This is a genomic window from Microvirga sp. VF16 (genome assembly GCF_016864375.1).
GTDB lineage: Bacteria > Pseudomonadota > Alphaproteobacteria > Rhizobiales > Beijerinckiaceae > Microvirga.
This window is the reverse complement of sequence record NZ_CP069355.1, coordinates 444,713-457,819: the sequence shown is the minus strand read 5'-3', so window position 1 is coordinate 457,819 and position 13,107 is coordinate 444,713. Positions and strand designations below refer to the sequence as shown.

13 protein-coding genes and 1 riboswitch are annotated in these 13,107 nt (G+C 58.7%); all 13 genes read right to left on the bottom strand.

What is annotated here, in order from left to right:
* Positions 1 to 27: 27 nt before the first annotated feature.
* The 13 genes from gcvPB to JO965_RS27555 all read right to left on the bottom strand — a co-directional run bounded on the left by gcvPB (position 28) and on the right by JO965_RS27555 (position 13,088).
* On the bottom strand, positions 28 to 1,695 hold the full coding sequence (gcvPB, locus tag JO965_RS27615) for an aminomethyl-transferring glycine dehydrogenase subunit GcvPB (RefSeq protein ID WP_246777028.1): 1,668 nt from the start codon (positions 1,693 to 1,695) through the stop codon (positions 28 to 30).
* A complete protein-coding gene (gene gcvPA, locus JO965_RS27610) occupies positions 1,695 to 3,035 on the bottom strand; it encodes an aminomethyl-transferring glycine dehydrogenase subunit GcvPA (protein WP_203445274.1) in 1,341 nt (446 codons plus the stop codon). The genes gcvPB and gcvPA overlap by 1 nt, the downstream gene beginning before the upstream one ends.
* A 21-nt stretch (positions 3,036 to 3,056) precedes the next feature.
* Positions 3,057 to 3,533, bottom strand: a complete 477-nt coding sequence (locus JO965_RS27605; RefSeq protein ID WP_203445273.1) for an OsmC family protein — start codon at positions 3,531 to 3,533, stop codon at positions 3,057 to 3,059.
* Between the two features lie 16 nt (positions 3,534 to 3,549).
* Positions 3,550 to 3,924: a glycine cleavage system protein GcvH gene (gene gcvH, locus JO965_RS27600; protein ID WP_203445272.1), complete on the bottom strand. Its 375-nt coding sequence runs from the start codon at positions 3,922 to 3,924 to the stop codon at positions 3,550 to 3,552.
* 23 nt (positions 3,925 to 3,947) lie between these two features.
* Entirely contained in the window at positions 3,948 to 5,096 is a 1,149-nt protein-coding gene (gene gcvT, locus JO965_RS27595) for a glycine cleavage system aminomethyltransferase GcvT (RefSeq protein WP_203445271.1), read from the bottom strand.
* Positions 5,097 to 5,255: 159 nt separating this feature from the next.
* Positions 5,256 to 5,346: riboswitch (glycine riboswitch) on the bottom strand.
* 151 nt (positions 5,347 to 5,497) lie between these two features.
* Positions 5,498 to 5,836, bottom strand: coding sequence for a transposase (locus JO965_RS27590; RefSeq protein WP_246777027.1), 339 nt, complete (start codon positions 5,834 to 5,836; stop codon positions 5,498 to 5,500).
* A gap of 120 nt (positions 5,837 to 5,956) precedes the next feature.
* Positions 5,957 to 7,456 carry a M81 family metallopeptidase gene (locus tag JO965_RS27585; protein WP_203445270.1) on the bottom strand — a complete coding sequence of 500 codons (1,500 nt, stop codon included), beginning with the start codon at positions 7,454 to 7,456 and terminating at the stop codon, positions 5,957 to 5,959.
* 1 nt (position 7,457) lies between these two features.
* Entirely contained in the window at positions 7,458 to 8,576 is a 1,119-nt protein-coding gene (locus tag JO965_RS27580) for a Xaa-Pro peptidase family protein (protein ID WP_203445269.1), read from the bottom strand.
* A 20-nt stretch (positions 8,577 to 8,596) separates the two neighbouring features.
* Positions 8,597 to 9,388: an ABC transporter permease gene (locus tag JO965_RS27575; RefSeq protein ID WP_203445268.1), complete on the bottom strand. Its 792-nt coding sequence runs from the start codon at positions 9,386 to 9,388 to the stop codon at positions 8,597 to 8,599.
* Entirely contained in the window at positions 9,385 to 10,230 is an 846-nt protein-coding gene (locus JO965_RS27570) for an ABC transporter permease (protein WP_203445267.1), read from the bottom strand. The genes JO965_RS27575 and JO965_RS27570 overlap by 4 nt, the downstream gene beginning before the upstream one ends.
* Entirely contained in the window at positions 10,227 to 11,351 is a 1,125-nt protein-coding gene (locus JO965_RS27565; protein ID WP_203445266.1) for an ABC transporter ATP-binding protein, read from the bottom strand. Before JO965_RS27565 ends, JO965_RS27570 begins: the two co-directional genes overlap by 4 nt.
* Entirely contained in the window at positions 11,348 to 12,442 is a 1,095-nt protein-coding gene (locus JO965_RS27560) for an ABC transporter substrate-binding protein (RefSeq protein WP_203445265.1), read from the bottom strand. The genes JO965_RS27565 and JO965_RS27560 overlap by 4 nt, the downstream gene beginning before the upstream one ends.
* Positions 12,443 to 12,464: 22 nt before the next feature.
* Positions 12,465 to 13,088, bottom strand: coding sequence for a MurR/RpiR family transcriptional regulator (locus tag JO965_RS27555; RefSeq protein ID WP_246777026.1), 624 nt, complete (start codon positions 13,086 to 13,088; stop codon positions 12,465 to 12,467).
* Positions 13,089 to 13,107: the final 19 nt, after the last annotated feature.

Genomic DNA, 13,107 nt, shown 5'->3' with positions numbered 1-13,107 from the left:
GAGCGCGCAATGGGCTTGGCCATCACTTCAGACTTTTCGCTTCGACAGTTTCTCGTCGCGCCGTGTCAGTGCTAGTTCTGCGGACTTCAACGTCGTCAGCCGTGCTGGCAATGAAAGGACCTCCCCAATATCAGCCCGTTCAGCCACAGGGGACGGCGGGGTCCATTTGAGGACCGGGTTGCGGGCGGCGCGGGTTTCGTCGAGGCGGCGGCGCGGGGCGTGGTAGGGCGCGCCGGTGAAGCGGTCCGTATCACCCTTCTTCGCTGCCATGGCGAGGTCGCGCAGGGTTGCGATGAAGAGGTCGAGGGAGGACTTCGATTCGGATTCCGTCGGCTCGATCAGCATCGCGCCATGCACCACCAGCGGGAAGTACATGGTCATCGGGTGATAGCCCTCATCGATCATGGCCTTGGCCACGTCGAGCGTGGTCACGCCCGTGTCCTTCAGCCACGCATCGTCGAACAGCACCTCGTGCATGCACGGCTTGTCGCCGAAGGGCAGCGAGAGGAGATCCGACAGGCCGGCGCGGATGCAGTTGGCGTTGAGCACTGCATCTTCCGAGGCCTGCTTCATCCCGTCCGCGCCATGCGAGAGCATGTAGGACAGCGCGCGCACATACATGCCCATCTGGCCGTGGAAGGCGGTCATACGGCCGAAAGGCTTTTCAGCCGCATTCGATTCCTGCTCGACCAGCTCGAAGCCGTCCTTGCCCGCGCGCACGAACGGCACCGGCGCGAAGGGCGCAAGGCGCGCGGAGAGCACCACCGGGCCGGAGCCCGGACCGCCGCCGCCATGCGGCGTCGAGAAGGTCTTGTGCAGATTGATGTGCATGGCATCGACGCCGAGATCGCCGGGCTTGGCCTTGCCGACGATGGCGTTGAAGTTGGCGCCGTCGCAGTAGAAGTACGCGCCCGCATCGTGGATCGCCTTGGCGATCTCGGCCACCTGGGGTTCGAAGAGGCCGCAGGTGTTGGGATTGGTGAGCATGATCGCGGCCACGTCGGGGCCGAGACGCTCCTTCACGTCCTCCACGTGCACGAAGCCGTCATCGCGCGCCGGCACCGGCTTCACCTTGAAGCCGATGAGAGCGGCGGTAGCCGGGTTCGTGCCGTGCGCCGAATCAGGCACGAGCACCACGTTGCGGGTCTTGCCCTCGCCCTTCGCCTCGATGGCGGCCTTGATCGCCATCATGCCGCAGAGCTCGCCATGAGCGCCGGCCTTCGGCGAGAGCGCGACGGCGGTCATGTTGGTGAGCGTGATCAGATAGCGCCCGAGCTCGTTCATCAGCTCCAGCGCGCCCTGCACGGTGGAGACCGGCTGCAGCGGATGCACATCCGAGAAGCCCGGCAGACGCGCCATGCGCTCGTTCAGGCGCGCATTGTGCTTCATGGTGCAGGAGCCGAGCGGGAACAGCCCCGTGTCGATGCCGTAGTTCTGCTGGCTGAGGCGCACGTAATGGCGCATGGTCTCGGGCTCGGACAAGCCCGGCAGACCGATGGGCTCCTTGCGCTCCAAACCGCCAAGACGCGGCTTGAAATCCTCCGGCTCGTCGAAATCGACGCCGGTCGTGTCATAGCGGCCGATCTCGAAGAGCAGCGGCTCGATCTGCGCCAGCGCCTTGTTGCCGGTGAAAGTCGGATGCGTTGTGGTGCCGGCTTCGCCGGCGGAAGAGGGGCGTCCCTGGCGGTTCAACATCACAGAACCTCCTTCAAGGCGGCGCAGAGGGCCGCGCGATCATCATCGGTATTCACTTCGGTCGAAGCGACGAGCAACAGGTTGTCGAGGCCGGCATTCGGCAGGAGGCGCGACACGGGCACGCCCGCGAGCACGCCCTTCTCGGCGAGACGTTCGACGACGTCTGCCGCAGGCTTCGCCAGCTTCACGGTGAACTCGTTGAAGAACGTTTTGTTGAGCACATCGACACCCTTCACGGCGCTAAGCTGATCCGCCAGCTTCACCGCATTGGCATGATTGATGCGGGCGAGGCGTGAGAGGCCCTTCTCGCCGAGCAGCGTCATGTGGATGGTGAAGGCCAGAGAGCAGAGGCCCGAATTGGTGCAGATATTCGAGGTCGCCTTGTCGCGGCGGATATGCTGCTCGCGGGTCGAAAGCGTCAGCACGAAGCCGCGGTTGCCGTCCGCATCCACCGTCTCGCCGCAGAGGCGGCCCGGCATCTGGCGGATATATTTCGACTGGGTGGCGAAGAGGCCGACATAGGGGCCGCCGAAGTTCAGCGCATTGCCGATCGACTGCCCCTCACCCACCACGATGTCAGCGCCCTGGCTTCCGGGCGACTTCAACAGGCCGAGCGACACCACTTCCGTGAACACGGCGATCAGCAACGCGCCATGCTGGTGCGCCTTGTCGGCGATAGGCTTCAGGTCACGCACATTGCCGAACACGTTCGGCGACTGCACGACGACGCAAGATGTCGTGTCGTCGATCTGCGCGAGGATGTCCTCGGTGCCGCTCACATCCGGCGCCATGATGACGGTTTCGTCGCTCGCCATGTCGGAGAGCGTCTTCACCACATCGGTGTAATGCGGATGCAATCCGCCGGAGAGAACGGCCTTGCGGCGCTTGGTGACGCGATGCGCCATGAGCACTGCTTCGCCCGTGCCGGTGGAGCCGTCATACATGGAGGCATTCGCCACATCCATGCCGGTGAGCGCTGCAACCTGAGTCTGGAACTCGAAGAGATATTGCAGCGTGCCCTGCGCGATCTCCGGCTGATACGGCGTGTAGCTCGTCAGGAACTCCGAGCGCTGGATCAGATGATCGACGGTCGCCGGCACATGGTGTTTGTAGGCGCCGGCGCCGACGAAGAACGGCACGGAGGAAGCCGAGATATTCTTCGCGGACATGCGGGAGAGGATGCGCTCCACCTCCAGTTCGCCTTTGCGGCGCGGCAGATCCACCGGCTCTTTCAGAAGCAGGTTCGTCGGCACATCGTCAAAGAGTTCGTCGACATGTTTGACGCCGATCCGCGCGAGCATCTCGCCGCGGTCGGTATCGGACAAAGGCAAATAGCGCATCGGCAAAAAACCTTGGGTGAGTTAGTGCGAGGGAATGCCGGCCACGACAATGTCCGTGAGAACGGAATTGGCTATGAAGCATTCCTTGTGGGCGAGGTGATGCATGTCGGCGATCTGCTCCGGCGTCGGAACCTTGTCGCCCGAGAATTCGATTTTGGGATCTAGGGTAACCCTGGAGACGAAGAGCTTGCCGTTTTCGTTCTTGGTCATGATGCCAAGCGCTTCATCCTCGTAAGAATCGACGACGAAGCGCTTCTTGGCAGCAATCGACAGGAAGGTGAGCATGTGGCAGCTGGAGATGGCTGCAACGTATGCCTCCTCCGGATCGACCGCATCCTCCCGTGAGAGAGGCAGCGGCACGACGGAGGGCGACGCGGAGCCGGCCACCTCGATGCCGCCATCGAAGCTCCAGCGATGCCCGCGGCTGTAGCGGTTGTCGGAGAAGACCTCGTCCGCTCCACGCCTCCAGCGAACTGTCGCCTTGTATTCGTGCGCCATTGCCGTGCCGTCTCTTTTACGAGATCGACTTCACGAATTCCTGGTACTGCTCTTCGGTCAGAAGACCGTCGAGCTCGCTCGGGTTCGTCAGGCGGATCTTCATGAACCAGCCGCGGCCGGCCGGATCCTCGTTGACCGTGCCGGGAGACGCTTCGAGATCGCGGTTGACGTCGACCACCTCGCCGGAGACCGGCGCATAGACTTCGCTCGCCGCCTTCACGCTCTCGACGACGGCCGCTTCGTCGCCCTTCGACAGGGTCTTGCCGACGCTCGGCAGCTCCACGAACACGACGTCGCCGAGCTGGCTCTGGGCATAATCGGAAATGCCAACGATGCCGGCATCGCCCTCGACGCGGATATATTCGTGATCCTTGGTGTAGCGCGTGGTCATAATGAATTCCCTCTTGTGAGTTGTCAGCGCTTGTAGCGATGGGGAGCAAACGGCATGGCCGCGACCTTGGCCGGCAGCGGCTTGCCGCGAACGACGAGATGCAGATCGGTGCCGATGGCGGACACGTCCTTGGCCACATAGCCCATGGCGACGGGACCGTTGACCGTGGGGCCGAAGCCGCCGGACGTCACGATGCCGACCTCGCGCCGGTCGGGCGTGGTGATGATCGTGCCCTCACGGGCCGGCGCACGGCCTTCCGGCTTGATGCCGACGCGCACGCGGGCAGCGCCGTCCCTGATCTCGCGCTGGACGCGCTCGGCGCCGGGGAAGCCCCCCTCCTCGCGGCGGCGTTTCTGGATCGACCAGATCAGGCCGGCCTCGATGGGCGAGGTCGTGGTGTCGATATCGTGGCCATAAAGGCACAGGCCAGCTTCGAGCCGCAGCGAATCGCGCGCGCCGAGGCCGATGGCCTTCACCTCCGGATCGGCGAGGAACTTGGTCCAGAGCTTGGCCGCATCCTCACCGTGGCAGGAGATCTCGAAGCCATCCTCGCCGGTGTAGCCGGAGCGGGACACATGGCACCAGATGCCCTCGATCTGCACATCGGCGGACATCATGAACGGGAGATCCGCCGTCTCGGGCGCGAGCTTGGCGAGAACCGCCGCCGCGGACGGTCCCTGCAGCGCCATCAGCCCGAGATCGTCCTTGCGCCGCAAGGCAATGCCCTTCGGCAGGCGGGCCTGGATATGGGCGTAGTCCTGCTCCTTCATGGAGGCATTCACGACGAGATAGAGCCAGCCCTCGTGGCCCGCGGCCCCGACGCGGGTGACCATGAGGTCGTCGAGGATGCCGCCATCATCGGCCAGAAGCTGCGAATAGCGCTGCTGGTTGGGCTTCAGGTTCAGCACATCGGCGGGAATCAGCGCCTCGAGCGCCTTCGCCACGGTTTCGTGGCTCTTGTCCTCGGCGATGAGGAAGGCCTGGCCCATATGGGAGACGTCGAAGAGCCCCGCATGCTCGCGGGTCCAGTTGTGCTCGGTGAGGATGCCGGCGGGGTACTGCACCGGCATGTCGTAGCCGGCGAAAGGCACCATGCGGGCGCCAAGCGCCACATGCTCGGCATGGAGCGGGGTTTGCAGGAGCGGCTCGTCGCTATGCGCATGCTCGGCCATCGGGTTCCCTCAAAAGGTGCGCGTTCCATCGAGCCTTGTGGCCCGTTGCTGTGCGCCCCCTCTGTCCCGAGACCTGAGAGATTTCCCTGGCGCTTTTGCGGCAGGTTACGCCCGTCGGTGGGCGACGCTTATCGAAACGTCGCCGCTTTCCAGAGTGCCAGCTCCCACGCGGTCCTTTGGCCTGAGCGTTTCCGGGGCGGTTGCGCCTTCGGCGCCGGGCTCAAAGCCCGGTCTCTTCCGCGGGGATCAATGACGAAGACTTGTGTAATGACAAATTTGAATGAGTCAATGTCTGTTGAGCGTAATTAAAATCGGGGACGGCGGAAAATTGTAGGACGTAGCCCAAGCTCGAATTTGGCCAATCAAGCGGCGTGATAGAGTGCGTAAACTAGGGTCTCGGCTCATTCAGCTAATGAAGAAGCTGCTAGCCTTGGTTCAAAAGCGATACTGCTGGCGAATGCCTCATGCGCTGATTGGAAGCGCCATGAGCTTGGTGAATGCGGTTGACGAGTTCGCGCGAGTGCTGCGCCGCTGAGCCAGGCACCGATCCGGATGAGGTTCATGGCTGCCGCCGTCAGGACATGCTGCACATGCGTCTTGGCGCGACCGACGTAGCGGGAGCGCCGCAGGTGCAGGACCCTGACGCCCACCGAGATCGTGCCCTCAATCCTAATGCGCTGCTGGTACTCTCGTGCGAAGACCGCCTGCCGAATTGAAGACCCACCTTCCACGGCACGCATGATCCGCTCACGCAAGTCTCGGGACAGAGGGGTCGGTATAGAAGGCCTCCCGGCTAACCACAACCAGCTCCAGGGGATCGGTTCCGCCGATTCCACGCAGCCACAGACTGCTTTAGTGATTTAGCATTGTGCATTGGGGGACGACGATCGGCCACCTTGCTTTGTGTAACTCAGTATCGATATATCGCTCGGAACGAGACCCGGAGAGGACACAAGAATGGTCTCAGATGCTATACGATCGAAGTCCGCCCTGAAGTGCACGGAACTCTTTAGGCAGATGATCGAAAGCTGACGCGGATTAAGTCCTACATGCTCAATGATCGACTGATCTGCCGCCTGCATGGCATTAGAGACTACGATGACCCAAACACCCCTCTTTCGCAAAAGAGCTGTTTGGCCTAGATTTATTGGGGAGCCGCCCCACATTGGGCCAGTGCCAGCAAACAGCCCATCGGTCAACTTCTCAACTATGAATTCTTCTTTAACGGGAGCCGTCGCTTCAGCGCCAATCGCTTTGCTCTTGCCGCCAAGTGAAAACTGCGTCGCGTGACCAACGCCGACCTGTTGAGCAAGCTCAACAGCTGCCGGATCACGGATCATCGCGACCACCGAGTTTTCAACGTTTTGTGCAAGGAGCTCGGCTAAAAGACCAGTGGTGTCACCGCTCCCGCCGCCACCAGGATTATCCTGAACATCTGCGATCACTACCGGCTTTGACGCTTCTTTCGTCAGCACGACAGCACGCCTGACCGCAGCTGCCGGCGTCACCAATTCGGTATGAAATTCGCTTTTGGCTGCGGCAATCGATTGAATAAGACGATCAGCTGCGCCGCAGACGATGGACTCGTCAGCACCATAGCAAACCACGGCTTGAGCAGCGTCCTCAACATCTGCCAACGCAAATCCGCCGAGCCAACTGGCTGCGGCAAGACCATCGGCGTCGATCATTCTCTCCAATTCCTCGTAGAGCCGGTTTGGCGCGCCCGAGAGGGTCGATTGTGACGTCAGGGGCAAGGTGAAGAATGCCCGCCTCATGCACTTGTAAAGCTTTTCCCCGGCGATAACCCGGTCAAGAAGGTTCACTGCCCTGCAACCGGTTTCGCGCATGTCGATATGGGGATAGGTTCGGTAAGCATCCAAAGCTGTCGCATATTCAAACATGGCGGGCGACAGGTTGGCGTGCAGATCGAGACTACAGACAATCGGCAAATCCGGGCCAACGACCTCCCGCACACGCCGTAGAAACTCGCCTTCACCGTCGTCGTGACGTTCAGTGGCCATGGCCCCGTGTAAGTCGAGGTAGATACCGTCAATCTCTGTTAGATGTCGCGATATCGTTGTGAGGAACTCCGACGTAATCGCTTCGAAAGCTTCGTCGGTGACTCGACCCGATGGAGTCGCCGCAGTCCATATAAGGGGCACCACCTGATGACCGAGAGCATGCAGGCGCTGAATCCCCCCCGCAACGGGGAGATTCATTCCTGCTGCAACTCGCTCTATGTCGTCTCCACGTAGGAGACCGGGCCATCCAGCTCCGACCAGAAAATGATCCAACTTGGCAGGATGAGGCGAGAAGGTGTTGGTCTCGTGCTGAAATCCGCCGACGGCTATGCGCGCCATTTCACGCCTCGAATACCTTGCGTGGCGACTGCGTAAGCCGCTCGAAACCGTGCTCCGTAATGAGGATCGTCTCGCTGAAAGCAAGGCCAGAGGCAGAGACGTACATATGAAACACCATCCCTGGCTCAAGCTGCCATTTTGACGTTGGCAGAAAGATCCGAGTGAAATCGCTCGTTCGCGGGGTATGGATGGGGTAGAGGCCGAGATTGTACCCCGTAATGTTCAGATAATCCGGACGAAGGCCAGCAGCGAGCAAGCCCTCTCGAGCGATCGCATCCACATCGCAGGCCGTTGCACCAGGCTTCATAGCCGCGAATTGCCGATCTTGGATCTCGAGGAGCAGTTCGGCCACGCGTGCGCGTTCTCCGAGAGGTCCGATGACCACCGGCCGCATGATGCGGGCACTGTATCCTTGTACGAACGGCAGCAGCTCAAGATGGAGAATCTCCCCACTTTTAAGCGAGGTATCAGTCAAGTAGCCGTGGAGAAAATTGTTTCCAACGCCGGCGGTAATGATGCCGGCCCGACTGGTGTCCGCCCCCTCCTTCATGAAGACCTGGTGCACAACAGCTGCAGCGTCCCGCGCTGAACGGCCTTCGCCCACATCCTCGACAGCAGCACTGATTCCTAGATCAGCAATCCTGGCAGCCTGGCGGATCAAGGCGATCTCCGCGTCTGACTTCCGAGCTCTGAGGCATTCGAGTACACCCGAAAAGTCCACAAACTTGGTATCCGGTAGCAGACCTTCGAGCTGTCTGAAGCGCTTCAGTGGCATGCAGTAGGATTCTTCATCGATGCCAACCCGCCTGGCAGCGAAGCCCATATCGTGGATGGTCTTCGCCATGACGGCGACCGGGTGCTCCCAATCTGCGAACGCAACCGCTTGATCGAGCCAGGAACTATCTTCAAACGGCCCTAGGTCGACTGCTCGGAGCACCATAACGGGTTCGCCATTTAGCGGTACCAAGCAGGCTCGGTACATGTTCTCAGAAATCGAAAACCCGGTTAAGTAGATCAGAAACTCACTCTGATCAACGATAAGGAGATCGATCTCGCGCGCACGCATCGCTGCCCGCACGTTATCGAGACGTGCACTGTATTCCGATTTTTCAAATATCATGTTTTTACCGCTGTAGAATTTCAGGCGCCGTGTTTTGAGCGACCGGCAACAAGGTTTACGAGGAGGAGGCAAGCCACCGAAACGATAATCAGGATGACACTTACCGCCGCAATCGTCGGATCAAGTTGGAACAACACGCTATTCCATATCCTTACCGGCAAGGTTTGCGCGGTCGTTGCGGCCATAAACATGGCGATCAACAACTCGTCAAATGACGAGAGAAACGCGAAAACGAATGCCGATGCCATTCCAGGGGTTATAAGCGGCAAGGTGATACGGCGAAACGCGGTGACACGGCTCGCCCCGAGGCTGAGCGCGGCATTCTCCAAGCGCGTATCAATGCCTTGTAGCGTCGACGAGAGGATGATCGTTGCTATCGGTACTGCAAGAACAGTGTGACCAATCACGATTGCAAGTACCGATGGGACTTGCGGCACCTCAGAGAAGAAGAAGAACATTGCAATGGCTGCGATGATGTTCGGAACAATCATCGGAAGCAGGATCAAGGCGTAGATAGCCTGCTTCACCGGAAGCCGACCTCGGACCAGCGCGATGGCAGCCAGGAGGCTAAGAGCGACAGAGAGAACTGTCGATCCGATCGCTACCTGGAAACTGATCCATGCTGAATCGAGCCAGTTAGTGTCAGACAAGACTGCGTCGAACCACCGAAATGATAAGCCTTCCGGAGGAAATCTCAGGTAGTTGGCGCTGTTAAAGGCCAGCGGAACAATGATCAAGATCGGCACCGCCAGAAAGAGTAGGACAATGGTGGCGATAGTTTTGGTTGCCCAACCTAGAGTTCTAGCATTCATAGCTTCGCCTCGAACAACCTATTCAACCCAACGAGCCGTTCATAGACTGCGAAGAGAACGAGAGTACAAATGAGCAGCACGGTGGCGAGCGCCGATGCAAAGCCCCAATCGAAGTAGGTCTCCACCTGGCTTTCAACGAGCATCGAGATCATGCTATCCTGCTGACTACCCATCAAAGCAGGGGTGATGAAAAAGCCGAGTGCAAGGATGAAAACGAGAAGGCTGCCGGCAGCGACACCCGGGAAGGAAAGCGGCACGAAAATTCGCCAGAACGCACGTGTGCGTGTCGCTCCCAAGCTCTCTGCGGCCAGCATCAAGCTGGTGTCAATACCGCGCATGACGCTGTAAAGCGCAAGGACCATGTACGGCAGCATGATATAGGTCATCCCTATCGTCACTGCTGTTCGGGAGTACATGATCGGCAATGGCGCATCGATGATGCCGGTCCACAATAGGAACTGGTTGATAATACCTTGCGATCCCAGGATCACCATCCAGGCATAAGTCCGGACTAGAACGCTGGTGAAGTAAGGTACGATCACGATGACCATCAACAACGCCGCCAGACGTGGTTTGATCTGTGAAAGCAGGTAGGCAAGAGGGTAGCCGAGGATCAACGAACACAGCGTGACGATCGCCGATATTTCGAAGGTCGCGCGCAGAACTTGCAAATAGGCAGGCTCTGCCAGAAGACGTTTGTAGTGCCGCAGCGTGAAATCCGGATCGTACACGCTACGTGTTAGCATCTGCTCAAGGGGGTAGACGAAAAAGACGCATAGTACGCAAAGCGCAGGAAGAAGCAAGAGCCACACGCCGGTTTTAGAAGAGGTTCTCCCAGTCATGCAGGTATCCGATCATCTCGAACGCACCACAGCGGGTCTATACCCCAGCTGACTGCAACCTCATCATTGACTTCGGGCAGCTTCGTAAACACAGCTGCGCCCGATTGCGTCATAACTTCAGTACCATCACTCAGCTTTATTGCGAGTTTTATGGTGTGTCCCAGATAGAGCACGTCCGAGACGCGGCCGACGATCCCGTTCCCGTTGATCAATCGGCCGCCGTCTGTCGCGATAGAAACTCGCTCTGGGCGCAGAACTGCTAAAGCCCGATCGCCGGCTTTCATGTCATGTCGAGCATGACACCGTACAGCTTCGCCATTTTTGAGGCGGATGGACGAGACCGGACCAGCCGCCTGCTCGACGATGCCTGGCAGAAAATTCGATTGGCCAATGAAACTCGCGACGAAACTGCTATCAGGCCGCTCGTAGATAGATTTAGGATCAGCCTTTTGGGCAATTCTACCATTTTGCATGACCGCGATCTCGTCCGACATCGTCAGAGCTTCTTCCTGATCGTGAGTCACAAAGATGATAGTGGCTCCAAGCGAGGCATGGAGACGTTTGATCTCCATCTGCATGTGCTCGCGAAGATTTTTGTCGAGCGCTCCTAGCGGCTCGTCCATGAGCAGCGCCTGGGGCTCAAAAATGATAGCACGCGCTAAAGCCACGCGTTGCTGTTGTCCGCCCGATAGCTGCCGAGGGTAACGATCCGCCATGGCTCCAAGGTGAACGAGCTCAAGAGTCCGGGAGACAAGCGTCGCAATTTCAGATTTGCTGCGGCCTCGCATCTCCAGGGGGAATGCAAGGTTTTGCGCTACGGTCATATGCGGGAAAAGCGAGTAGTTCTGAAAAACGACTCCCAGATTACGTTTGCTGGGAGGACGGTTCGTAACCTCGGTTCCGCCGATTTTGATCGTGCCGGTCGAAGGGTAGGTAAAACCAGCCAACATCATAAGCGTGGTGGTTTTACCGGAGCCACTTGCACCAAGGAGTGTGACGAACTTCCCAGGCGCCACATGCAGGTCCAGATTATCGACGGCTGCAGACGTGCCGTAGAGTTTAGTGACTTGGGTAAGCTGCAGCTCTGCCCCCTTACCCGATGGAGAACGATTAGCAGTCATTTGCTGAGCACCCAAGCCTGCCACCGGGAACCAATCTCGGAGAGATGATCAGTCCACCATTCCGGGTTCTGCTGGAATGTCAGGGGGAAGTAGTCGGGCGCGCTCGGCAGCTTGGCCAAATCCTCAGGCCGCACGTATTCGAAAGCCTTAGTGTTAGTTGGACCGTATGCGATAACCTGAGTGAGGTTCCCTTGAACTTCTGGCTGCAGAGCGAAATCGATGAAGCGTTGAGCGTTCTCCGAATTCTGAGCTCCTTTGACAATGCCCCAGTATTGGACCTGTTGTTTTGCTTCCGTCCAGTCGATGGCCAACGGCGCCCCGTTGTCAATCAACGCTTGAGCGCGACCGTTCCATATTCCACCAATGACGGCCTCCTTTAGTTCCAACATCTGAGCGGATACGGCACCAGTGTCCCACCACTTCACGACACTTGATTTGATCCGGCCGAGAGACTTGAATGCACGGTCTACATCCAGAGGGTATAGTGCATCTTTTGCAACGCCATCAGCGAGAAGTGCGAACTCCAGCTCAGCCGCACCAGACTTCTGATCGGCTAGGGTACGAGCCCCTGGGAAGCGCTTGACGTCCCAAAATTGGCTCCAGCCCTTTGGATGTGCACCAGCGGGAAAAACTTCTGTATTGTAGACAAGGACGGTGGCGAAGAAGAGATTACCGACCATGTTGGGCCTGCGCACAGAGGCCTGAATGTCGTCGGGCCTCGTATATGTCATCTTATCGTACGCAATGGCGTCCAATGCGCCGATCCTGTCCAGTGACAGCTGCGCAACGTCGAGCAAGTCAACGACGTCTATGCGGACTCTCTTGGCTTCCACCATTGCACGGATCTGTGCAGCGGTTGCCGGCTGCACCGCAACCTTGATACCCGTCTCTGCAGTGAATGGCTCGTACACAGCCTTCATCATTGCAGCTTCATACGCACCACCTAGGCCTCTAACGACGATTTGCCCAGCAGCGGCTTTTACATAGGGTGCATAGAGGGTGGTGGTGCCAGCTGCGATACCGAAGGCTGCGGTGCCTTTAAGGAAGTCGCGCCGGCTTATTGCATGGTTGGACATCAATTTTTCCGTCATGGAAGGTCCCTTCTTTTGATCGTTAGATAGTTCTTTTTTTGTTGGCGGCTGAGACGTCACCAGTGTGGGCTAAAGGTGGGCGGGCGCGGCTGCCGCCACCGCCGGATTCCCAGTAACCAAGCCTTTTCAGCATCTCGTCAGAACGTCGCATATGATGCGCAGTATGCTGTTCCGCTTGGACACATATTGAGATGAGAGTGTCAGCGATGGCGAAGGTCCCGGCTTGGCTCCACCATACGGATGCGCCGCTGCGAGCGCTCAACAGAACTAAGTCAGCGAACTCTGCCAACGGTGACGAAAGCTTGTCCGTGATTGCCACGACTGTGGCGCCCGACTGCTTGGCATGGCGCAGGATTTCGATAGTGTAAGGAAGATATCGAACGTAACCAATTCCAACAAAAACATCGGTTTTTCCTACCGAGCGGAACCGCTCTGCGAGGTCACCGTGATCGATGTTGAAGATTTGAGCTTTATCAAAGCATTGATTCAAGTGCATCGAGAGGTACACAGCAAGGGGATATGAGGTGCCGTGCCCGCTGACAGAGATTCTCTCAGCGTTGATGAAGGCCTTGACGACGGCTTCGAAAACCTGCGCGGAATTCATCTCAAATGTCTTCTTGATCAGCTCATCGGACACAGCCGCCACTTGGTGATGTATCTCCTGG